At 66.3% G+C, this 24,104-nt stretch carries 9 protein-coding genes and 2 pseudogenes; 4 read left to right on the forward strand and 7 right to left on the reverse strand.

The window, feature by feature from the left end:
• On the forward strand, positions 1–331 hold a 331-nt coding region (locus ACFW1I_RS22375), incomplete at its 5' end, for a hypothetical protein (RefSeq protein WP_384672676.1).
• A 198-nt stretch (positions 332–529) separates the two neighbouring features.
• Positions 530–871: a hypothetical protein gene (locus ACFW1I_RS22380; protein WP_384672679.1), complete on the forward strand. Its 342-nt coding sequence runs from the start codon at positions 530–532 to the stop codon at positions 869–871.
• 322 nt (positions 872–1,193) lie between these two features.
• Here the strand turns inward: ACFW1I_RS22380 and ACFW1I_RS22385 are convergent.
• From ACFW1I_RS22385 to ACFW1I_RS22400, 4 genes and pseudogenes are all read right to left on the reverse strand, one after another.
• A pseudogene (locus tag ACFW1I_RS22385) lies at positions 1,194–1,733 on the reverse strand (transposase family protein); the annotation flags it as partial.
• Positions 1,734–2,420: 687 nt separating this feature from the next.
• Positions 2,421–9,329, reverse strand: a complete 6,909-nt coding sequence (locus ACFW1I_RS22390; RefSeq protein WP_384672681.1) for an RHS repeat-associated core domain-containing protein — start codon at positions 9,327–9,329, stop codon at positions 2,421–2,423.
• Positions 9,330–9,502: 173 nt separating this feature from the next.
• Positions 9,503–13,072 (reverse strand): LamG domain-containing protein, encoded by a 3,570-nt coding sequence (locus ACFW1I_RS22395; RefSeq protein ID WP_384672683.1) that lies wholly within the window; start codon positions 13,070–13,072, stop codon positions 9,503–9,505.
• A 143-nt stretch (positions 13,073–13,215) separates the two neighbouring features.
• Complete coding sequence (locus ACFW1I_RS22400; RefSeq protein ID WP_384672685.1) at positions 13,216–14,664, reverse strand: VCBS repeat-containing protein; 1,449 nt, start codon at positions 14,662–14,664, stop codon at positions 13,216–13,218.
• Positions 14,665–15,676: 1,012 nt separating this feature from the next.
• Between ACFW1I_RS22400 and ACFW1I_RS22405 the strand changes: the two genes are divergently transcribed.
• Positions 15,677–16,510 (forward strand): glycerophosphodiester phosphodiesterase, encoded by an 834-nt coding sequence (locus tag ACFW1I_RS22405; protein WP_384672687.1) that lies wholly within the window; start codon positions 15,677–15,679, stop codon positions 16,508–16,510.
• 242 nt (positions 16,511–16,752) lie between these two features.
• Positions 16,753–18,870: an FG-GAP repeat domain-containing protein gene (locus tag ACFW1I_RS22410; RefSeq protein ID WP_384672689.1), complete on the forward strand. Its 2,118-nt coding sequence runs from the start codon at positions 16,753–16,755 to the stop codon at positions 18,868–18,870.
• A 618-nt stretch (positions 18,871–19,488) separates the two neighbouring features.
• Here the strand turns inward: ACFW1I_RS22410 and ACFW1I_RS22415 are convergent.
• The 3 genes and pseudogenes from ACFW1I_RS22415 to ACFW1I_RS22425 all read right to left on the reverse strand — a co-directional run.
• Positions 19,489–20,487, reverse strand: a complete 999-nt coding sequence (locus tag ACFW1I_RS22415; RefSeq protein WP_384672690.1) for a hypothetical protein — start codon at positions 20,485–20,487, stop codon at positions 19,489–19,491.
• A 200-nt stretch (positions 20,488–20,687) separates the two neighbouring features.
• The gene (locus ACFW1I_RS22420) at positions 20,688–22,352 is read right to left on the reverse strand and encodes a pentapeptide repeat-containing protein (RefSeq protein ID WP_384672692.1); all 1,665 of its coding nucleotides are present in this window, start codon (positions 22,350–22,352) and stop codon (positions 20,688–20,690) included.
• Positions 22,353–22,912: 560 nt separating this feature from the next.
• A pseudogene (locus ACFW1I_RS22425) lies at positions 22,913–23,164 on the reverse strand (LexA family protein); the annotation flags it as partial.
• Positions 23,165–24,104: the final 940 nt, after the last annotated feature.

The raw sequence follows: 24,104 nt of genomic DNA on the forward strand, positions 1-24,104 counted from the left end.
CCGAATAGTCCTTCATCGCCATCGGCGGTCTTCTCGCTTCCTCCGGATCAAGCAGATCCAGTATCAGCGTGTCCACCACTCAGGGGGAGGCCCCGGCGTCGAGCCACTGAGGGAGTCGTTCACCCTGGCGTTCGGTAAGCATGTGGGCGAAGGACCGGACGTGACCAGTCAGGGCATCGAGTTCAGGGCAGTTGGCGAGGACGGCCTTGAGCCGGAGCTGTTCGATCTCGGTCAGCGGCTCGGGCCGGCTGAGGATCCATCTCGTCACCACGCGGGTGCCGACGGCTGCGCGGTGACCGGCCGTGGCGAGGTGCGCTTCTGGCGCAGGTAATTGTTGGCCGGCGCCCTTGCCACCCGCCTCAGCGGAAGTGGACGCCAGCCGCCTTCATGCCGGCCCTGGATGTTCCTGCCGTACCCACTTCCCTGTGGCATCGTCGGCCAGGGCATGAAGAAGATCTCTGACACCTCACCCCTGCGCGGCAGCGCTGGTCCCCGCACTCGCCGAGTCACTCCTGAGATCGTTTCCCGCATGGCCGACACAGACGAAGCAGAAGACGACGTTGAGCATGCTGTCATCGCTCACTATCGACTGGCCGAGGACGGCCTCGGCGAGCCAAGCCGACGGGAGGCCGTCCGCCAGTCCCAGTCCCTGCTCACACAGGCCATCGACCAAGCCGACGTCGGCGAGTTCGACGGAAACGAGTACGGCGGCGGCGAGGTGGCCCTCTACGCCTACGGACCAGACGCCGACGCACTTTTCGCCGTCATGGCACCCATCCTGAACGACCTGCCCTTCCGGCCGGCGCACGTCGTCTTGCGCTACGGCTCCGTCGATGACCCGTCGGCTGCCGAGCATCGCGTCGACCTCTGACGAGACGAGTCACCAGCACCCAGCCAGACGGGCACGCGGGGAATCACGCGAACGTCCACATCCCACTACCGGGCTGCCGGAAGCTGCACCCCAGCGGGAAATCTCCTACGGTCACTCACGGTGGGCCGGCGTACAGGACCGTTGTCCCATCGGGCGGCGCGCCGGTCCTCGAATCCCCCCGAGGGGGGCCGGTGCGTAACCCTTCAGCCACGCCGGGCGCTCAGCTCCTCCAGCGGGCCTCAACCCGTACGGCGTTCGTCATGGGTGCCACGGTGCCGCTGAGCGGGCGGGTGACCGGCCGGGAGGGTGCACCCGCCGGGCGGGCGTCCTGGTCCGCGGGCGACCCAGGCGCCGCACAGCTGAGGGTCGAGGGCGTCGGCCCAGTGGTACTCCATCGCCCGGTGGTGCCGTCGGGGCGGACGATGACCTGCACGTTCATGCCGTGCTTGCGGTGCTTCATCGAGTAGTACGGCCCGTCCGCGCCGATCCGGTCGATCGGGATGAGAGTGCCGTCAACGATGACGTGGTCGCCTTCACCGAGGCCGGTGAGCGCTTCGTGGAGGCCCGGCGCCCAGCTGGCCAGCACGTCCAAGGTCTCGTCTACGTACCGCCAGGCGGTGGCCTGCGATATCCCGAAACCTGCTCCGAGCTGCGAGAACGTCTCGTTCTTACGCAGGTGCACCAGCGTGAGCAACGCCTGCTGGAAGCAGCCGAGTTTGCGCCAGCGGGTGTTGCGGGCCCGGCGATGCTCGTACAGCAGCCAGGCAACATGCTCGACCAGCTCACGAGGGACGTCGAGCGTGGCAGGATACGGAACCAACAGGGCCCCTTCGGTCGCCGGTGTGATGAGCAAAATCACCACGCCAACGACCAGGGGCCCTGCCTCGTCACCACCCCCGCTGACCAGCCCATTTCACCCTCCAGCACAGGATGAAAGAGGCTCACTGTTGTGGACCGCTCTTAGCCGTCACCATATAGGCGACGTAACGATCCTATCTCTCAAGTCTCGAAAGCACCGCCAACAAACGCTTGCGACCAATTTCCCTATCCTCATTTCGCATGCGTGAAATTGATCCGCCAGCCGGCAAGTTACTACATGCAACCCGCCTCTGCCGCTCCTGTTCCTCTCGAAAGAAGGTCGCTTGATAAATATTTTGGTCCAGCTGCCCCATAGCCGTTAGGCATGCGTGAGCGCAGCGCACTGCATCATCGGCGTGCCCGTGCATGCGATACAGAACCGCATAGCGCATGCACAGAACTCCATAGAATGCATAAACGCTAGGCACATCGACAACCTCTTCTTCAGGCGGCCTCAACTCTGCGAATTGCTGCAGCGCCAACATTCTGTCGGAGAAATCGACACCCGTTTGATTAGGATCCCAGAGATCATCGAGGATTGCCAGGTAAGTGTCAAGGTCTTGATCGCGCCCTGGATCCGCCCCTCGCACTCCCGTGAAAAGTTGCGCCATCCGCTCTGTGCAACTTGCCACAAATATCGAAACTTGGGAATACTCACGAGTCCCCAAAATCTCGGAAACTTCCGGATCCACTACCATTCGAAACTCCTCTGACGAGTAGTCTTTACGCCATTCCCCGGGAAAACATTCCCCACCATCTTCCCTCCATCCATTCGGATTGACGGATGACATATCTTTCGGCACACGTTCCTCGACGCTCCTCCAGAAATCGGAGTGTATCCGAACGCTCTCGCATACAACAGCGCGTTCTGTTCTGCATGCGTCCCTGGGATGTTGGGAACATGCATCTCGCCCGAATTAAGGGGAACCGACATCTGCGCAGGCGTCAGACCATCTCCGCTGCCTGCTATCAAGTCAACTTGACCGTGCGGCGTTTGCACGCGCACCACGGCCACCGTGCTTATGTTGTCGCGAATATACTCATCCGGTTCCGCAGCGTGAATCTCACTTGCCCGATTGGAGAGGTCGCAGTTATGGACCAGGACGGGGGTTCCGCCCGCCAACACATAGTACGTGTGGACGTCAGTCAGCGTGAGGTCGTGTGTGCGCTGACGCTTGTCGTAGCGGGTAAGCGCGGCGAGCACGACAGTTTCGCCACTAGGGGTCCGGAGCGTCATGCCCGGTTCGAGGTCGCCGGCTTCGATCCACGCGTTGGCGGAGACGACCCAGAAGGGGTGGGTGGTAGTGGAGGCCAGTTGCTCCTCGCCCCCGGTGCTGCTTCTCTTGATTGTCAGGGTGACGAAATGCTTGTCATCTTCGGTGACAATGGTTCCTGCGACGACGCGAACGGTGGTTTCGTCAGTTTCAGGATCGGTGACAGTGAGCTTATCGCCGGGTTCTACTTTTTCGATCGCCTTGGGAGCGCCGTCTGCGGCAAGGACCTTTGTCCCCGGCAGGAAGCTATGTGCCCCTTCAGTCGGACACCCACCGGATCGAGATTTGGATACACGGGCCTTGGCGGCTTCTAGAGCCTTTTCTGCCTTCGTGACGGCCTTCGAAGCCTTCATCCAGTCGAAGGCACCCTCGATGATCTCGTCGACAAGGCCGGTGATTCGCATCGCCAGCTCTGCGCCCTTTTCCCAGTTCCAGGGCATGCCGTACTTGGCCAGGACCTTTCCGGCGATTCCACCAGCGAAGCTGCCGGCGATGTTGAGAATGGATTCACCGCAGGACCCCAGGTTGCCGGTGGTGAGGCAGTCCAGGGCGGCTGGGATCCCTAGCTCATCGGCGACAATCGTCGCTACCTCTTCTGCAGCCTTTTGAATCTTCTGTGTGGCCCGGTCGTACTGCCCCTCGGCCGCTTCCTTCTCCTCTTCGGCCTCCTGGACCGCCGGGTCCTTTTCTTCTTCAGCAGGAATGAGTCCTTGTGTCGCCGCCTCGATGACGTCGGCAGCCGCTTGCTTGACTCCTGAGACAATTGTGGAAATGAAGTCGAAGAGTCCAGACGGGTCACTGCGCGTGACAGGGCTGTTGCTCGCGTAGGCGTAGCCGTTGATCTGCTGGGGGCGGGAGTAGTCGATGATGGGGTCGACGGAGATGAATTTGCCCAGTTGTGGGTCGTATTCGCGTGCGCCGAGGTGGGTGAGGCCGGTGGAGGCGTCCGTGGTGCCGCCGACGAATCCCTTGTCGCCGATCCAGGGGCCGCTGGGGGTACCGCGGTTGAGGCCGTAGGGGTCGAAGCGGCGCTGGGTTACGGCTCCTGTGGTGGAGTCGATGGCGACGTCGCTGGTGCCGTGGTGGTCGGAGGCCAGGAAGGAGAGTTTGCCGTCGGAGGTGCGGACGGCGACGGTCTGGCCGGCGTGGGTGTAGTAGCGGGTGCCCTTGACGGTGGAGCTGCCGTTGGTGACGGAGAGTTCCATCCCGGGCAGGTACAGGGTGGTGGTGGAGGGGTCCTTGCGGACGATCCGGTTGCCTTCGGCGTCGTAGAGGAACGTGGTCTGGCCTGCGACGCTGGTGACGCTGGTGGGCTTGCCGGTGGCGTCCCAGGTGATGCTCTGGGTGTCGCCGGCGATGACGCGCTTGGTGGTGTTGCCGGAGGCGTCGTATTCGTAGGTGGACTGGCGGTCGCCGGTCGGAGTCTTCTCCAGGACGCGGGTGACCTGGTGCGGGTCGGCGCCCTGGATGCCCGTGCCATAGGTGTAGGTGCGGGTGATGTCCTTCGTCTCATCCAGGGAGATGTCGTGGATGGCCTCGGACGTCCGGTTCCCGATGGAGTCGACCCGGTATTCCTTCCAGTAGGGGGCCGGGCCGCCCAGGGGTGTGGTGCCGGGTGCCGCTTCGCATGCCTTGGGCATGGAGCCGGTCACGGTCACGCGTGTGCCTACGGTGCCGCTGCCTGTGGCGTCGGCGTCGGTTGCGGCGGGGGTCCATGCGTGGGTGAGGCTCTGCCGGCCGTCGTAGCGGAAGCACTGGACGTCGTTCGATACCGGGCCGGAGACGTCCGATATGGATAGGACGTTGCCGGCCTGGTCGTAGGAGTAGTTGGACTGCTTGGCGGTGGATGAGGCGAGGTAGACGTCGGTGGACGCCTGGGTGAGGCGGTCGGTGCCCTTCTCGTATTGGTAGGTGTTCCAGACCTTCTTACCGCTGCCGTCGTGGAGTTCCAGCTGCTGCATGTGGCTTCTGCTGGAGTAGATGGTGTTGGTGACGTAGCTGGTCGCGCCGGTCAGGGTGGTGGGCCGCTGGAGTGTGTCGTACTCCGTGACGAGGGGCTCGGCGGGAAGGCCGCCTGCGGCGGGAAGGGACGTGCCCTGAAGGGTTCCGTCGGTGTTGTAGGTGTTGTCGTAGACGTAGAGGCCGGCCAGTGCGCCCTGGGAGGCGGGGATGGTGTATCCGGTCCTCAGGGGGCGGTAGAGGGAGTCGACAACCTGGATGGTGGTGGCGAAGTACTCGGTCGGTGAGGTGTATCGCCGCGTCGAGTAGGCCATGCCGAGTCGGCCAGGGGTGTCGTAGAGGGTTTCGGTGAGTTTGGTTCCAGTAGTGGGGTCTCCCTCCCAGGTAAGAGTGGGGCGGGAGAGCTTGTCGTACTGGGTGGAGACCTTCTTGTTGCGGCCGTCGTAGCTGGCAACCGGGCGGTCGAGTTCGTCGTACTCGGTGCGTGAGGTTCCGGCGTCGGGGTCGACGGTCTTGGTCTTGCGGCCGAGCTGGTCGTACTCGTAGCGCCAGACGTTGCCCTGGGCGTCGGTGACGGATTCGAGCTGGCCGTTGCGGGTGTAGGTGTACTTCGTCTCGTCCGGGGTGCCGAGAGCGGGGTCGGGCCGGTCGCCCTGGTAGTGGAACAGGCTGGTGGTGCGTCCCTCGGCGTTTGTCACCGTCGTGGTCGCCCTGCCACCGGTCGGCGGGTCGACCGTGGTCTTCTCGCCGTCGTAGGTGGTGGTCGTGCGCCACTGTTCGTCGCCGGAGACATCGAAGATCTCGGCGGTGATCCGGCCGAGTCCGTCGTACTCGAAACGGTTCTGGGCTCCGACGGCTCCGTTGGCTCCGGTGGTGAGTTCGTGGAGTTCACCGGAGGGCGCGCCGGCTGCGCTGTAGGTGGCGTTGGTCTTCTTGACCTTGCCGGTGCCGTTGTACCAGGTGTCGGCGACGAGTCGGGTGCCGTCGACGCCCTGGGTCTGGATCTGGCGTCCGCGCAGGAGGCTGTCGTAGAGCTCGTACTCAGAGCCGTAGGTGCCGTCGTTCTTGAGCTTTTCGGTGCGGATCCAGGTGGGTTTGTCCTTTCGCTGGTTGTAGGTGTACTTGATGCTCGGTGATGACGGGGCCTGGATCTTCAGCCGGTCGGGCAGCCAGACCGAAGTGATGCGGCCGAGGGCGTCACGGGCCAGGTCGGTGCGCTTGTTGTTGGGGTCGGTCTGCCCGGTGGGCTGTCCCCACGCGGGGGCGTAGTCGGTGGTGGTGATGTGGCCGAGGGCGTTGGTGACGGTGGCTTGGGTTGCGAGGCCGTTGACCTGGGTGTAGGCGGTCTTGGTCTCGTTGAGTTTGGCGTCCTTCTGCCACAGGATGCGGCCGTAGGCGTCGTAGCCGCTGGTGCCGGTGGTCTGGTAGGTGGCGGTGGTGCCGTCGTGGGCGGTCAGTCGCTGGGTCTGGGTGACGTCGCCCTTGGTGGGTGCGGCGTCGAAGACGCCTGCGTCGTAGAAGGTGCGCTCGTCAGTGAGGACCTGGGTCTTGCGATCGGGGGTGGTGGCGCAGTTGACGGTGACGACCTCGCTGCGGCTGGGCAGGGAGAGGATGTTCTCGCCAAGGTTGTCTGCGTACCAGAGCCGGGTGCAGGTGTCGTCCGCGGTGGTGGACACGTCACCGAGGCCGTCGATCTGGGTGGTGCGGCCTGTTCCTGTTGCGGTGTCGAAGGTGGGGACGGTTTTCGTCTCGCGCCAGGTGTCGTTCGACAGGAGTGAGAAGGCGCGTGTGGTGCGGGGTTTGACGATCGCGGCGTAGGTCTTGCCCCAGGTGGGTGAGAAGGTCGCCGTGACGTGCTTCCACGGCTCGCTGATCGTGTGGGAGACGAGCTGGGAACCGTCGTAGGTGAATGACTCTAGTTCGTGGCCGGCGAATTCTTCGGCGTCGGTGTACGTGGTGTTCTTGGAGTCGCTGACTTCGATGCTGCGTGTTCCGCCGGCGGAGTCGGTGTCGCCATCCATTCCCTGCAGGTAGCGGTAGTCGACGCGGGTGGTCTGCCGGTCGGCGGTGCCGCTGGTGACGGTGACCTTGTCGTAGCCCTGCCAGTTGCTCCAGGTCAGGAACTTGGTGTCGGTGATGCCGTCCGGCTTGCTCTTGCGCCAGGCGCCTTTGCCGTTGCCGTAGTTGTAGCGGGTGACCAGGCTGTCGCTGCCGCCGGTGCGGTCGGTCTGGATGATCTCGGCGACGACGTACTTGTGGAACCAGTCGGTCTCCGGGTCGATCTTGCCGGGGGGTGCCCACACGACGGGGTAGCAGCGCTTGGTTGAGGCGCCTGGGGTGGGCAGAGCGCTCGCGTCGCACTCAGGGGCGGCGTAGTTGATGTCGAGCTGTGCTCCGGTGTCGCTCAGGACCATGGCGAGGCGGGGACGATAGAAGGCCGCCGTGTTGTCGCCGACCGCGTCTACCCGGTTGCGGAACTCTTCACTGAAAAGCTCTACCTCGGGGAGCTGGACGGGGGTACCGGCCCTGCCCTCGTGGTGGATCTTGGACAGCCACAGGGCCTTCGAGGTGTCGCCGTTGTCGGTGAAGGTGTGGGTCAGGTTCCAGCGGTCCACGTCCTGGTAGGTCGTGGCGTCCTTGAGCATCTGCGTGTTGATGGTGCCCACGCGCTTGGTGGTCCAGAACGTCTGGCCGACGGTGCAGGGGGTGTTGGCCTTGCACTCCTGGTCTACCGGCGTGTCGGGCCAGTAGGCGGCGTTGGCCTTGGAGCGCTTGGATTCGGCGCAGTCGAAGCTGGCGTCGGGAAGGCAGCGCTCGGGGAGGATGAAGGTGACCCGTGCGGGGGCTTTGCCGGCGTAGACCTGGCCGTCGCGCTGACCGTAGTCGATGCGCTTGAGGAAGCCGCCGCGGTGGTAGGCGGTGCCGTTGACGTCCGTCTTGCCGTTGAGGGCGTAGTAGTTCGTCTCCGGCTGGTAGAAGTAGGACATCACGTTGCCGTGGGTGTCCTTGACGTAGTCGAGGCTCCAGCGCCATGCCTGGTTGCAGTGGGCGTTGGCGAAGGTGGTGTTGTAGCAGGGTTCGCCGGAGTCGTCGCCGAAGACGGGGGCGGTCCAGACCGACCTGGTCTCTTCATTGCCTGTCTGCCAGCCGGGCAGGCGGTTCAGGCCGAAGTAGTACTCCGTGCCGTTGGACGTGATGATGCGCCAGTACTCGTTGTTGTCGTCGGCGTTCTCGGTGTCGACGAGCTTGTCGACCGTGGCGCCGCTGTCATTGGACAGGTGCCACTTCTTGGTGGTGGTGTCCTTGACGAGCTGGCTGGACTGGCCTTCCAGCATGACGGTGGCGTTGTCGTAGGCCCAGCACTGCTCTCCGGAGCCGGTGTGGCCGTCCTGGGCGCAGGGCTTGTAGCGGCGTTCGATGTATCCGGGCTCGTAGCTGAAGCCCTCACCGATCCAGGAGCCCTGGTTGTTGGTTGCGGAGGTGCGACCGTCGGCCGACTGCGAGGTGTAGCTCAGTCCCAGGCTCGGGGTCAGGCCGCCTGGGGTGGGCACCGTACGCAGGGGGTAGTTCCAGGAGAACCCGCCGGAGGAGGCCGACACGGTCCAGTTGGCCGAGGGAGCGAGTGGGGTGGCCTTGTAGTCGCCTTGGGCGGACGACGGGCCGGCCGCAACCGCGAACAAGGAGACGTCGCCGGTGTTCATCGTGGACATGCCGGAGGAGTCCGGGGCCACGGTGACATCGGCCGAGAGGGTACTGGTGGTGGTGTCGTTGCGGGTCGGCAGGATCTTGGGCTGCTCTGGGCACTTCTCACTGCCTGGTGACGCCATGGCGGCGCAGGCAGGGAGTTGTACGAGGTTCAGGCGGGAGGCGTAGGAGCCGCCGAAGCCTTCGCTGAAGGTGGCGTAGTCGACGTTGAGGCGGACCTTGGCGGGCTTGGCACCGCCGTCGGACCGTTCTACTCCGAACACGGCTGCGGCACCCAGGGCTGCGGCTCGTTTGGGGTCGAGAACATCGATCCCGATCTTCTCGGGAATCTCGTGCGGCGCGGTGAGGCGGGAGGCGGCGGCCGCTGCCGACTGCTGGGGTGCTTGTGCAGAGATCGGCAGGGCACCGGCTTTGGCCGCGGACTTCTTTTCGCCGGCGGCGGCGACGTTCACTTCCGCGTGTGCCTGGGTCGGCCAGGTCGCGCGGTCGAGTTTGGTGACCGTCGGCGTGCGGCCGGGTGGGTTGGGTCGCTTGCTTGCCGGGGCGTCCTTGCCGACGACGGGGTCGCCCATGTCCTGTACGTCAGGGCGCTTGGTGCGCTGATCTGCGGCGAAGGACACTTGCTGGATCGAGGTGGCGGACAGCAGCAGGACAAGGCTCACTGCTGTGCCGCGCAGAGCGCTTCTTGGTATTCGGCGGTTCAACAACCGGCCTTGGAAGGGCATCGCTGCTCCACTTCTCGTGGGTATGGGCGTGAAGGAGGGCGGGAGGGGCATGGTGCCCCTCCCGCGCCGTCATGTGTGGGTCTGGTTGTTACCTGTACTCCGGCGGGCGATTACCACTCGCCGTGCTCGCCGAACTCGCCGGTCTGGTTCAACTGCATGACGCTGGTGAGGTCGGCTGCGCCGTTGTAGACCCGGACCTCATCGATGAGGCCGGAGAAGTACTCGGGTGCGCCCACTAGGGACCTTCCGACCTGGAGTCCTTGGGTGGCGGCCCACAGGGTGGTGTCCCTGCGTACGGCCATGGAGGTGTCGAGCTGGCCATCGACGTAGAGACGGATCTCGTTGGCTACGGCGTCGTAGACCACGGCGAGGTGCTGCCCCAGGCCGTCCGTATCCGGAAGGCGCACGCCATCGGCCAGACTCCTCTCAGCCGGTGCGACTGCGTCGTCCTTCTCCGCCACTACCACCGTCCAGCGGGCATCAGCGATCCCATCAGGACCTGGCTTGTACAGGACCTTGATCCGGTTGGCGTTGTTACCGGGAAGCGACAGCACTGTCTGGGGAGTCGTGCTCAGTGCGGCAAGCCGGGCGCGGGCCGTGATGGTGAAGCTCCCCGCGCCGGTGATCGGTGCGGTCGCGGTCGATGCGTAGGCGCCGGCTCCGTTCAGCTTCAGGTGCCCGGTGCCGACAAGGCCGCCGCCCATTTCTGTATTCGGCTGTTCGATCAGCGCGCCGCCGGCGAGGGCGAGCGGCTGGCCGCCCGCGAACTCCGGTGAGGTGATGTTGTCGGTGTTGGTGGTGTTGAGCTGCCAGTAGCCCTTGCGTACGGGCTTGACCGTCATCAGTTCGGCGACCTGTGCGGCCGGGAGGATGCGGTCGAAGACCCGGACTTCCGCCATGTCCCCGTTGAAGAAGTCACGGTAGCCGCTCTTGGCGATGGTCCGACCGATCTGCAGATCACCGTAGGACTGCCAGACCGAGCGGCGGACGGCAGTCGCCTTGAGGTCCTTATTGACGTAGAGCCGCAGCTCCGGGGTGCTGACGGTGGTGGCGTCATAAACGCCGGTCAGCAAGACCCACTGGTCCTTGATCGGTGTGACGCTGGCTGCTGTGGCCTTCCATTCGCCGAGCGAGTCGACGTCAGAGCCGGCCGAGGAGAAGAACCACTTCTTTGTGGTGGCGTCATAGCCGAGGACGAAACCAGGTTCGCCGGTGCCGTCCTGGCTGATGACGGTCATGTTCTTGTCCAACGCGGTGGGACGTACCCATGCGCTGACGGTGAAGCTCCGGGCGGTGTTCAGGACGGTTTCTGCGGTGTCGAGGTAGGCACCGGATGTGCCGTCGAAGTTGGCGGCGAAGTCGATCGGGCCGCCGGGTCCCTCCTTTTGGAATGACACGCCGGGGCCTGGATCAGCGGGGTGCTTCGTGGTCTCGTCGTGGGCTTCAGTGCTTCCCGCCTTCTCGGCCAGGTTCCACTGGCCGACCACCGGACGGCCGTCGTTGACGAGGAAGTCGTAGCGACTTACAGCGCTGGGATTGCCGGCTCTATCGACCGCCATGACCTCCACCCAGTGCCGGCCGACAGTAGTGGGAGTCCATTGCACGGTGGCCGACTTGTCTGAAGCGGTGGTGGCGATGGTGCTGGTGGGAGTTGCCTCGCTGTCGAAGGCGTAGCGGTAGCTGACGACATCGCTGTAGTTCCCGACGCTGGTCCATCGGCCGGGGCCGAAACGGAAGGTGCCCGTATTGCCGACGCCGTCCCACCAAATAGAGTGCTTCGGGCTGAGCTCGGGGTACTCAGGTGATGAGACTTTCGGCGCAGGCGGATGGGTGGAGTCGTAGATGAATTCACATCGCTCTGTCCCCTCGCCGTCAGTGCTCCACGGTCCCCAGCCGTCACCATCCGATGCCCTGACGTTCCATGAGATGACGGTGTTCTCGGGAACTGAGGACTTCACGGTGTGCTCGAAGGGTGTTTCGCTGGTGGGGGCAGCGTACGGGGTTTCGTGTTCGTAGTACGTCTCGGTGGTGGAGCCGGCGGGCTTCCAGTGGACCCTGAACTGCACCTTCACCTTGTCGGTGCGTGCGCTGGTGTGGTCCGGGTCCGTGGCGTACACGCGCAGTTTCGGGCGCTCTTCGAGGTAGGGGCGTGCGGTGCCCCACTTGCATGCGCCGCCCGGGTTGGACGACATCTTGCTGATCGGTATCTGCCTGGGCAGGGTGTTGTAGTTGACCGACAGGAATGCATTGCCGCAGATGCGCTTCCACTCCTGGAAGCGGGTCTCGTCGGCGGCCTTGAGGCCGAAGGTGATCTGGTCCCAGTCCTGCTCGGCAGCGGTCCTGATCTCGGTGGTCAGCTCGCCGCTGGCGCCTCCTTCGAAGTGGAGGTTGGCCGAAGTGGCCGCGGTTGAGCAGCTGGTGGGTGATATGGCCTGGTTCACCGTCTGGAGGTGGTTGGACCACTCGTCCTTGGTGCTGTTCCAGTCGTCCGCCGAGTTCAGCATCCGGTTCTTGCCGCCGACACGATACAGATGGATCGGTTCCGGGGTGGGCGTGGCGCTGTAGATGTGGGCGACCTCTGCGGAGAAGGTGGCGCCCAAAATCTGCTTGCCCTTGTAGAAGGAGACCGGCATCGTAAACATGACGCGGCGGACGCCGACTCCATTGCAGGATACGGGGTTGTAGTCGGTCGGGCAGCGGCCGACGCCGGCGTGGCCGGAGTACTTCCAGTCCTGCTCGTCGGGTATCCCACTCATTACGCCGGTCCACAGGGAGCGGCTGGTGGTGCGGGGGATGGGGTCGATGACGACGGGGAAGACGGTCTTGTCTCCGTCGAGCATCTTCTGGTCGGGCGTCAGCGTGAGCCGATTCTGCTCGACGTCGACGGTCAGTTCGGTTTCCTTGCCGCCGCCGAGCGGGCCTTCGAAGGGTGCCTTCGTCGCGGTTTCGGCTGTGGTGAGCGCCTTGGCGACGGCGGCCTTGCCCTGAGGCTGGGCCTGCTGTTCGACGGCGGAGGAGGAATCCCACATGGACGGGGCGCCGGCTTCGAAGACGGTTCCGCCCGCGCCAGGGTCCTTCGCGACGAGAGCGCCCGACGGGGTCTCTGACACCTTGAGCCCGTCGGTCTTCAGGCCGAGTTCGATGCGGTCCAGCCGCGGGTCTGCGGCCGCCTCAGGGGTCTTGACTACCAGCAGATGGGCGAAGCCGTCGGATTCGGCACGGACCACCAGGTCGACGCCTTGGATGGCATCTGGGTAGGTGAGGCTGTCGTCCTGGACGTGGGGGGCGGGCAGACGGCCGTAGGGCCAGGTGAGGGCGAGCTTGCGGCCGGCACGTTCCATGGTGACGAACGGTTCGCCGGCTTCGCCGTTGGAGAAGGCCAGGCCGACCGTGGCCGCCTCGGGGGTCCATTGTCCGGCCTCGTTGCGGATCAACGTGGTGTCCACGTCGACCCATTTGCCGTCCTTTGCCGCGTAGAGCGGCTGGGCATACTCGCGTGCGGTGAAGGTGCCGTCAGGGTTGGCGAAGACCTGTCGGCGTTCGGCCCTTTGGGACGTGATCTCGACCGCTACGCCGGTCTCCTCCGCCTTCTTCAGCGCCTCGCTGTCGCTCGGTGCGGACGTGGTGGGCAGAGGGGTCTCGGCTGCGGGGGTCGAAGGCGCTGCACCTGCAGGAGCCACGCCGATGAGAGCTCCAGCCAGGACGGTGCTCGACAGGGCGGCTCCCAGCAGCCCGGCGCCCTTGCGTCTTCCTGTCGTTGCGCGGCTCCGCGGCACTCGGCCTGTTTCCCGGCCGCTTCGGGGGGACGGGTTCGTTGTGGTCTTCATCGGATCTTGGCCCCCAGTGCCTTGCCGTTGGCGGTCAGGCCGTTGGTGCCAGGCAGGAGGCGATCCGCGGGGGCTCCGCCGGCGGGCGTGTTCCAGGTGTACTTCTCGATGCCCCGGAAGGCGACGGGGCCGTAGGCGATTCCGACGTGAAGATGGCTGGGGGCGGCGGCGAGGCTCTGGCCCATATAGCGGTCTTCCTGGTCGGCGATCGGGGTGTCAGGTCCGGGTGCGAGCCAGCTGTCCGATGCGCCGGGTGTGCCGACCATGGGAACGATGCTGACGGCTCCTGCGTCGGTGGCTCCCGAGCCGGAGTCCTCACCAGGAACACCAATAGCGAGGCGGACGGTCGAGCCGGTCGACACGGTGCTCGGCGAGGTGTTGATCGCGGCCAGCTCGTGGCCGAAGCGGTCACCGGCCTCGTCGGTGCCCGTGACCTCCGGCGTCATCTGGGAGATCCAGTTCAGTTCGGTGAACGTTCCGGCTGCCGTGATCCGGAAGATCTGCACGGCTCCGGTATCTCTCACGCCGCCGTTGTCCTCACCCGGGATACCGACGGCGAGGAGCGACTCGTTGGTCGAGGTCGCGCCGCTGGGCCGGTAGGGGGCCATGGCTAGACCGGTGGCGAAATTGTCGCCGGTCTCCTCGTACTCCGAGACGTTGTCCTGGTCCTGGCCCATGCCGAACAGCGGCTTGGGCTGGCCGTTGACCACCGTGTGGCTGAAGACCGCGGCAGCGCCCGCGAAAGTGTAGGACCCCAGGGCCTCGCCGGGCATGCCGACCGCGAAATGGTTGGAGGACGCCGCGACGGACGCGCCGAACCGGTCGTCCTGCTCCGTGCCGCCCGGCACGTCTCCACCTGCCGTGGTGTCCTGGTTGAAAGCGGCCACCGCCCGGTTGGTGCCGTGAATGTAGGCGGCTCCGCCGGCGTCCTGGTCGGTTCCGATGGCTTCGCCGGGGAACCCGGCGACGAGGAAGGGGATGCCCGCTGCCGTCTCGCCGGCGGCCAAGGCGTAGCCGACGTAGTCGCCGGCCTCCGCTGCGCCCCCGAGAGGTCGGCCTTCGCCCTGCCAGTACTCAGTGACGCCGTCACCGGCACCGAGGCCGGCTGCGGACCCGTGGATGATCTGGATCATGCCTGCGTCCGAGGCAACGCCGGTGAGGTTCCCAGCCGTGTCTCTGATGTCGACGTCCTCGTAGGGAAGACCGACCGCGACATCGCTGCAGCCGTCCTGGTTCTCGTCGTACACGGCGAGCTCGTAGCCGAACTGGTCACCGTGCTCAGCCGCTCCCGGTATGCCAGGAGAGTCCTGGTTGATGCGCAGGGAGCCTTTGCCGCCGCCGTACACGACGGTGATCTCACCCGCCTCTGCCTGACTACCGACGGGCGCCTCCGGATCGGCGACGACGAGGTCTCGGATGCCGTCTCCGTTGAAGTCGCTCTCCACCCCGGACGGACAGGCGACGGCAGCGGCGGCGGGGGAAGCCCCCGTACCAAGGCCGGCGGCCGCGACAAGCAGGGCGATCGCGGGGACAGCTCAGCGGCGCTGCCCCGGGCCCAGGTTCCGCGATCGCCCAGAGAGACTTGGCGCCTCTCCGAATCTCACTCTCATACTCTTCCTAGCTATGCGTATTCCGAATACGGAGAGGACGCATAGACGACTGCCTCGCCGGAACAGCCAGGTAAATTGCTGCCCGCTCACAACAAGAGGTCACCCTTAAACGGCGGGCACTAAACCCGTAAACGCGATAGAAAGAGTTCCGAGAGAGGAAAGTAGACGGTGAAGTCCACCATGATGTGGATTACCTCGCCTGACTCCGACTGCCATCAGGAATCGAATCCACAAGACCGAGAGAGCATGAAACGCCCCTCTCGCTCATCTTTCCTCAGCCACTACACTTTCCACCCAAGGCAATAGCCCAGACTCTCGCCGCATCACGAAGCCCCCCAGCCTCGACAGTCGTCCGCCCCCAACATTCATCAAATCTTCATGAACGCTCACATCAAACACGCTCTTTGATCACCTGACAAGTGAAGGGGAGGGGGAGGGTCCACTTTTCAGTCAACGCGTTGAAAATTGACTAACAAGAGCCCAACGCGGACGAAATGGACTCTTCTGCCCGGCCGATGGCTGGGGCATCGGGCGCCATTCGAAGTGAGATTCTTTCGCAATGCCATCTGCGACTTGACAGACTTTCCCTCATGACGACGTCAATGCCGAAACGTCCTCCGGCCCCACGACAACCCCCTCACCGTGCCGCGCAGCCTGAGCGAGGCCGGAGTGGCGCCAGAGATACGGGCGCCCTTCCCTTCTACTGAACCTGGACGGGCTCGGGACAGCTGGACAGGCTCAGGGCAGCCAGACCCTCAAAGTCACCAGGCCCGCGCGTATGGAGCACGCAAACCGCGTGTTAAGGTCCGCCTCCGTGACTCCTGTACGACTCCGACGCCGGCGCATCGTGGCCATATCCGCAGCCACGCTGACTGCAGCACTGAGCGCCACCTTCTTGATGGCCGACCGCGGTTCGGCGCCCGCGGCCGCTGCCGCGCCCTCCGTTCCGGACGTGATCGCCCACCGAGGCGCCTCCTCGGTAGCCCCTGAGAACACCCTTATCTCGGGTGAGATCGCCCGCCGGGCGGGAGCGGACTGGATCGAGAACGATGTCCGGCCGAGCCGGGATGGCGTCCCGTACGTGCTCCATGATGCGATGCTGGACCGGACGACCGACGGCACAGGTCACATAGGAAAACTGACCTCGGCGCAGATCGACGCCCTGGACGCGGGGTCTTGGTTTGCTCCGGCCTACGCCGGTGCCCGAGTCCCCACGCTCGCCGCACAGCTCGCTGACCTGCGGGAGCGCGGGGGGCGCCTGCTGCTGGACATCACCGGCACCCGCGGTAGGACGGACATCGCGCGCATCATCCAGACCGTGAAAGAGCAGCGGATGATGGATCGGGTGCTGGTGCAGAGTTTCTTCCCAGAGTCTCTGAAGTACGTCCACACACTCGCCCCAGAGGTTCCGATGGGCCTGCTGCGAGACAAACTCGACGAGGATCCCGTCTCTGTGGTCAAGGAACTTGGTGCGACGGCATATAACGTCTCCGACCGGTCACTGGCGACGCGACCAGAGGTGGTAGCCGAGTTGCACGCCGCAGGGATATCGGTGAACGTCTGGACCGTGAACGACCCGGCCCGCTGGCGAGCGCTCGCCGACCTGGGCGTGGATGGCATTATCACCGACCGTCCGACGGAACTGGCAGGCTGGAACACCGCCCGCGCCGCAAACCTCTAAATCTGAAGAACCCTCCACCAACAGCCTGTAGCGGACGACTACTCATCCAATTCATTGCTGCGCTCTGGACGGACGCCGGATTGGCGGTGCTCGCGAGGTATCTCATGGTGTGGCGCCTATCTGCCGGGCGCATGACGCGCCTGATGTCTTCAGGAGGAATGCACGTGCCGCAGGCCCGTTCTCGCCGGCGACGGCTCAACTCTGCCGTCACCACAGTCCTTGCCGTCACCCTCGGGGCCGGTGTGCTCGTAGCCCCGGCGTACGCCACTCCCGGGGGTGGATTCGTCGCGGCGGACGCGGCCGGCACCGACGTGGACCTGATCCGCTACCCCGAGGACGGTGAACTCCTCGGGGCCGGGGTGACCGGGTTCCTCACACGCGGTGCCGACGGGCAGTCGGTGTTCCGGCGGTACGCGGACGGCTCCGGGCAGGCGTACGACTACGGCGCCGAACTGCGGTCGACGCGGACCAGCGACTTCGTCGTCGTGTGGGAGCCGGAGACGGTCACCCAGCACAACCTGAGCACGAACGGCACCCTGGAGGTGGCGATCGGGGACACGGCCACAGGCCCGCGGTACGCTGGTGCGGCGGGCGACGCCGTCTTCACCACCCTCACCACCGAGACGGGCACGGTCCTGCGCAGACACACCGCGGCGGACCCCGACGGTACCGCCGTCACCGGACTTCCCGCGGGCTCGGCCGCCTTCGAGGTCGTACAGGGCACGCCCGAACACGGCATCGTCACCTTCGTCCAGGGCGGCACGTACAAGTGGGGCCTGGTCGACCTCGCCACCGGCGCCGTCACCGCCGTGAGAACGCGCAGCTCCGTCGTGGGGGACATCGCCGTGTCCGCGGCGCGCACCGCCTGGGTCGAGGGCGAGGAGACGGACCTGCCTCCGCGGGTCTTCACCACGGACCGGAGCACCGGCGCCGTACTGCAGGTTCCGGGTATCTCGGAGGCGACCTTCGGCAGCTTCCACGTCGGGCTGGTCGGCGACTGGGTCGTGTACGGGCAGAGCGGGGGCATGGCCCAGTCCCGCACCAGCGTGCACTACCCGCTGACCGCCTACAACCTCGCCACCAAGACGTCGGTGAAGCTGTTCGACCACGCCTACGAGATCACGCCCGCCCCCGACGGCAGCCTCTACGTGCGCGGCGGCATCGTCGGACAGGGCGAGGGCCTGTACCACGTCACCGGTGGCGGTGCGAAGCCGCAGGTCGCGAAGGTCGCGACGACCGGCGCGCCCACCGAGATCGTCGCCACCGCCGTCACCGTCCCCGGCGCGGTCCTCGACCTCGACCAGAACCACTATTTCGGCTTCCGGTTCGCCCTGTCCCGCAGGACGGGCGACGTCACGCTCGCCGTGCGTCATGTCCGTACCGGCAGGACCACCACCGTCGAGGCGTTCTCCTCCGGCACCGACGTGCGGCTCCCCTGGGAAAGGTACGACGAGACCGGAGCGCACCCCAACGGCGACTACACCTGGCGGCTGACGGCGACGCCAGACAACGGCATCGGTCCGGCCGCCGTCCTCACCGGCGCCTTCAAGGTCGTACGCAAGAGCCAGCCGCACGACTTCAACGACAACGGCACTCCCGACCTGATCACCCGGGACACCGGCGGCCGTCTGTGGCGCACGGACCTGTTCTACCGGCCGATCGACGCCTTCCGCGGGCTCAACGAAGGCGCGCCGAAGACGCTTCTCGGATCGGGCTGGAACGTCTACGACCGCATCGAGGCCGCCGGGAACCTGGGCGGTTCGGCGGTCGGTGATCTGCTGGCGCGGGACAAGTCCGGGGTGCTGTGGCTGTACACGGGCAACGGCACCGGGAACTTCGCCACGCGGATCAGGGTCGGCGGTGGCTGGCAGGTGTACGACAAGATCACCGTCGGCAGCGACCTCACCGGCGACGGCCGCGCCGACGCCCTCGCCACCGACAGGTCCGGGGTGCTGTGGCTCTACCCCGGCACCGGCAACGCCAACGCCCCCTTCGCCACCCGCAAGAAGATCGGCGGCGGCTGGAGCACCTACAACGACATCACCGCCGTCGGGAACCTCGCCGGCGGCCCGGCCGGCGACCTCGTCGCCCGCGACAAGACCGGCGTGCTGTGGCAGTACCTCGGCAAGGGCGACGGCACCTTCGCGCCCCGCACGAGAATCGGCGGCGGCTGGAACGGCTTCAACTCCCTCATCGGCGCCGGCGACGCCGACGGCGACGGACGCGTCGACCTCATCGGCACCGACACCCACCTCGACACCCCCAGGCTCTACAAGGGCACGGGCGACTGGAAGGCACCCCTCCGCACCGCCGAGCAGATGTACCTCGACCACGACGGCACCCTGAACCACGTCCTCTGACTCACACCCCATCCGGCCGGAGAGGGGGAGCCCGGGAGCCTCCGGGCTCCCCCTCTCGCGCACCCGAGAACCAACCAGGGCCATCGAGCACACTGATCGGTCACCCTGAGACGCCGTGGCGGCCCGACGGAGGAGCGCCCTGTGGACCGGCTCCTCCACGGCGCTGGTCTTGCTTCCGCATGCGTTCTGGTGGTCAGTTGGCGTGGGCGGTGATGTCGCCGTGGGAGGTGGTGGCGCGGATGGTGAGGTCGGCGCCGGTGCCCTTGGCGTTCTGGAGGGTGTTGTGGATACGGCCGTAGGAGGTGCCGGCGTCGAGGGTGGCGGCGGTGCCGCGGGCGGCGCCGACGGTGATGGAGCCGGACTGGGTGGTGAGGGCGACGGACTGGGTGGTCAGGGCGACGGTGCCGGTGGTGGCCTCGGTGATACGGAGGTCGCCGCGGGGGGCTGTGGACCAGGCGAGCTGAGACCGCTGGCCCCCGACCGCCGACAGCGACGACCGACGTTGCCCGGCACAAAGCGGGGCCGGTGAACCCGTGCGGGAACGCGAAGAGGTGTCTGTGCTGTCAGGGACGGGGGGCCGCGTTGCTACGGCGGGCTCGGCCGGCGGAATGCTGGTTTTCAGAAGGCGTCATCCCAAGGATCGATGACGCCCGGTTTCGCGTTGTTGAGCATCTGGTCGAGTGTGCGGGCGAGACCTTTGTCGTCGATGTGTGAGACCCAGGGGACGCTGTCGAAGAAGTCGATCAGGCCATCGGTGACGAGGGCATCGAGGGTGTGACGCAGTTCGACCGGCACAACGCTGTCTGCGAGACAGAGCCAGGCGAGCGCAGCTGAGACTCGGACTTCGGCAGGATGCGCGGGGTCGGCCCACAGGGCGCGAGTCCACGAAATGATGGCCGGGTCGGTACTTTCGACGGCGAGCTCGGCGACGGCCAGGACGAAGCCCGCGCGCACGGCACGGTCCTGCTCGGTGACCAGTTGGGTGCGGAGGGCCGTGGTGATGCGGCTGCCCTCGCCCGAGGCCGTGGCCAGAGCGTAGGAGGCGGAGGCACGGATCTGAGGGTCCGGGTCGTCGAGGTGCGGGAGGAGGAGATCTACGTCGGCCGTGATGGCAGTCCGTGACGCTTCGATGGACCAGTTCATCGCGTAACCGCTGCAGTCCCACGTCCAGCCGGGTGTTGCCACCCGGATGAAGGTGTCGCGAGTGCCGTACCCCCGGTGCTCCTGTCTTGCCACGGCGGCGGCGAGGCGTATCGTGCTTGCGCGGTGGTGCGCTGTCGGGTCGGTGGCGGTACGCAGGAGGAACGGTACGGCCAGCGGAGCCACAGAGCCGACCGTGCCCTGATGGATCAGCTCGTCCCACAGCGCGTTCAGTGCCGTGCCTGACATGTCGGCGTCGGTGGACCGCAGCCGGGCCAGGAGCACAGGCACATCATCGCCCGGGCCGCCATGAGCAGCCCTGAAGCGGCCGAAGGGTACTTCGTGGACACAGAACCCGTCCTTGACGACCCTCGGCATCGCCTCGATCACCGCCCGGACGTCAAGGGCGGTCCCCTTGTATGACTCGAATCCACCGCTGTGGGCGAGTTCGTAGTCGAATACCGGCTCCTCGGACATCGGTCGTTCCCCTGCAACATTGCCGTCTGAAGAGCCCCTGTCTACCACGAGAGGACCGCGCAGCCTGGGCCCGGGGGGATGTGCGCAACCCCCGGCCCTGCCGGGCTGAGGTCGTCTCGTGGCCCTGATGCGATCGGGCGGACCGTCTTTCCGGACGTCTGCAGCCGTGCCCTCTGCGGCCGTCGGGTTCCTTGTCGGTGTCAGCGTTTGATGCGTCCGCGGATGGCGAGGACGGCCAGGGCGAGGAGGGCGGGTTCGAGGATGCGGGAGGTCATCTCGATGTAGGTGCCGGTGGTGGTGAGGTCCTGGCCGCTGGAGCGGAAGACCACGGAGTTGAGCGTGACGCTCAGGGCCTTGTCGAAGCGTTTGCTGGTGAACCTGTCCCGGGTGGGGTTCTTCGGGTCCTGCTTGTCGATGACGAAGGTGACCTTGCCGCCGCCTGCCGGGACCGTGCCGGTGGCCTCCTGCTTCGGGGACGACGCCGGCAGGCCGAAGGCCATCAGCAGCACGATCGTGGCGAGCATGGAAGCCGCCAGCCAGCCCAGTGCACGGCCGGCGCGCAGGCCGTAGCCGGAGAGCAGCCAGTAGGCCCACAGCAGGCGGCGTTCGGCTGTCGGGGTGCCGGTGCGGTCGTGGCGGCGCATCTCGCACTCGCCGTAGTAGAAGTCGGCGGCGCCGGGTTCGTTCTTGCCGTCCTCGAACGCCTTGCGCAGCTGCCGGTACAAGGCAGCGACATCGTCAGGGTCCGGGGTCCGGGCGGGGTCGGGGTGATGCGGGCCGGTACGCCACCGGCGCGGCTCCAGCGGCGTACCGGCGGGGACGGTGGGCTGTCGGGCGGTCTGGGCGCGCCAGTGGTGTTCCTCGGCCAGCGCCCGCCGACGGGTCCAGCGGATCGGGGCTATGCCCTTGCGGTGCCAGCCGCTGGGAGTTGGCGCCAGGGTGGTGCGGCCCTCCAGCCGGAGCTGGTCGAGATGGAAGGCCCCGGAGAACAGGCAGTCGGACAGGTCGGTGTCGGTCAGCACCAGGTGCGCGGCATCCACGCCCTGCACCGACACCACCCGCACCGCACCGCTCCCCGGCAACACCCTCTCGTCCAGGATGCCGTCTATGGTGGTGAACGGGATCGGGTGGGCGATGACGGCAAGAGGGGCCTCCAGCGCTGCGTGACCGAGGTCCACAGCAGCGTGGCGGACTCGGATGGTCGCGGTCGACTGCCAACGGGTTCGCGTGCACATCACCTCCTTCGCTGAGATCTCCAGCGTCACCGGCACCCCGAACATCGCCCCCGACAGCTCAACAGTCCCGTCGCATATCAGCGGCCCAAGGTTCGCGGCTCGCTCAAACGCCGCATCCTCGAACCCGGCATCGCTCTTGAAGGTCGCCGAAGCGAACCAGGCGTTGCCTCTGAAGGTCGCCTGGTAGAAGAGGGCGTCGCCCTCGAAAACTGTCTGGCCGAACTGGGCGTTGTCCTTGAAGGTCGTCGAAAAGAACCCCGCGTCGCCCTTGAAGGTCGTTGAGCCGAACCCGGCGTAGTCCTCGAAGGTCGTCATGCCGAACTCGGCGCGACCCTCGAAAGTTGCTGACCCAAAGGTCGCCCCACTGTACCCGTCACCGCCTCCGAAGGTGACCTTGTCGAACCCGGCCTGTCCCTCGAAGGTTGCGTGGCCGAACTCGGCGCGCCCCTCGAAGGTCGCGCCAGTGAACCAGGCGCTGTCCCTGAAGGTCGCCGAGACGAAAAGAGCATCATCTCCCTTGAAAGTCGCCGAAACAAAGTTGGCGCTGCCCTCGAAGATCGTTGAGCCGAACAAGGCGCAACACTCGAAGACCGCCGACTCGAACAGGGCGGCCTCCATGAAGGTCGCCAACTCGAACGTGGCGTGGCCGAGGCGGGGGTGGCCGGTGTCAGGGGCGCGGAGGGCGTTGAGGAGGGCATTGAGGAGAGATTCGGTAAACGGGGTGCCTGGTGGTCGATGGCGGCGCCCGGGGTCAGACCGGCCAGGTAGCTGTCGCGGTCGGGGTCGGTCAGGTGGGCGAGGCAGGCGGTGTGGCCGGGGACATGGATGCCGCGGCAGCCGACGGGATCGGCGGGGCCGACACCGTGAGCGCAGTGCGGCCAGGCCGGAGGCGAGGATGTGGTGGTCATGGTGGCGGCTCCAGAAGCGAGACACTGTCGATCACCGGGTCTACCAGTCTCCGCGCTTTCCCGGAGCCGGTTCACAAGGGCCGGACGTCCTCTGGCCGCCCATCAGCAGCTGCGTCCCGGTCGGGGGTTTCGTACGGTTGCGGCGCGGGTGGCGTACAGGACCGCCACCCCGCGGCCGGCACCGGCCCTTCTTCGCCCCCTCCCGAAGGGACCGGCGCCCTCCAGCTTCCAGTTGATGAGGCTCGCAGCGGGGGTGCCGCCGTAGCGGATCAGACGGACGGGCTACAGGGTGCGCAGAACCGCGACGACCTTGCCGAGGATGACGGCGTCGTCGCCCGGGATCGGCTCGTAGGCGGGGTTGTGGGGCATGAGCCAGACGCGGCAGTCCTCGCGGCGCAGGCGCTTGACGGTGGCTTCGCCGTCGAGCATCGCGGCGACGATGTCGCCGTGGTCCGCGCTGTCGGCCTGCCTCACGACGACGGTGTCCCCGCTGTGGATGGCGGCGTCGGTCATGCTGTCGCCGGCCACCTGAAGCCGACGGGTTCCATGGATCTGCGAGTACTTCCGTTCTGAACCGGAGGGCTGATGAGCCGTAATGCCGAAGGAGGTCAGCCGGTTCCAGCTTCAGCCTCGCGGTGAGCCTCACTCACCACGACGCCGCCATCTCCCGCCTGCGGGTCCACAACCAGGCCACTGCCACCGCCGTCGGATGGCAGCGGAGGCGTCACCTACTACTTCAGGCGGTTCTACCCGACCACCGGCCAGGAAGCCGGCGACATCTGGGCCACCACTCCTGCCGACCCAGACACTCCGGTCGAATACGTCGACGCCGCAGGCACCGCCAAGAGCATCCTGTGCCCCTCCGGATGCCTGCTCATCTACCCCGGCGGCACGACCTCACACGGCGCACCCCGCCTCGCGGGAACCGCCGCATGGGCCACCACCATCCGCGGCATCTTCTAACCAACCACATCCATTGACGCTATAGGCGTGCCACGTCTTCCAGGGCGTGGCACGCCTCGCGGCAATCCACTGGTCCGCCAGCAGCGCGGCCCCACCGAATCCCACATCGCCATGTGCCGCCCACACTCTTTCCGAAGGAACCATGAGACGTCACATCCGCCGCACGGCCACTCTCTCCGCGGCCGCCGGCCTCCTCACCGCCGCACCCTCCTCGCCCCGCCCTCCGCCTCCGCCTCCGCCTATGCCTACGCAACCGACGATCTGAGCCTGTCGGGGTATGACGTCGTGGCGGCACCGGGCACGTTCCCGCAGTTCTTCCCGATCGTCGAACCGGGCACGACCCCGTGGGGGAAGGTTGTCGTCGCGGTCGGCACGAAGCCGATGACAGATCCGGCGGGCGCCGGCGCCGGCCTTCCGGCGGGGTACGTCTCCGACCCCAACAGTTGCACCCAGGCAGTCGGGTACACGGGCGTCTTCGTGTGTGACGCCTCAACTCATCCTTGGCCCGCCA

It is taken from the genome of Streptomyces sp. NPDC058955, assembly GCF_042741435.1.
Taxonomy (GTDB): domain Bacteria; phylum Actinomycetota; class Actinomycetes; order Streptomycetales; family Streptomycetaceae; genus Streptomyces.

Excerpts from the sequence above, each read along its gene's own strand:
- ACFW1I_RS22380 (WP_384672679.1), top strand. The coding sequence starts at position 530 with ATGGCCGACACAGACGAAGCAGAAGACGACGTTGAGCATGCTGTCATC.
- ACFW1I_RS22415 (WP_384672690.1), bottom strand. The coding sequence starts at position 20,487 with ATGTCCGAGGAGCCGGTATTCGACTACGAACTCGCCCACAGCGGTGGA.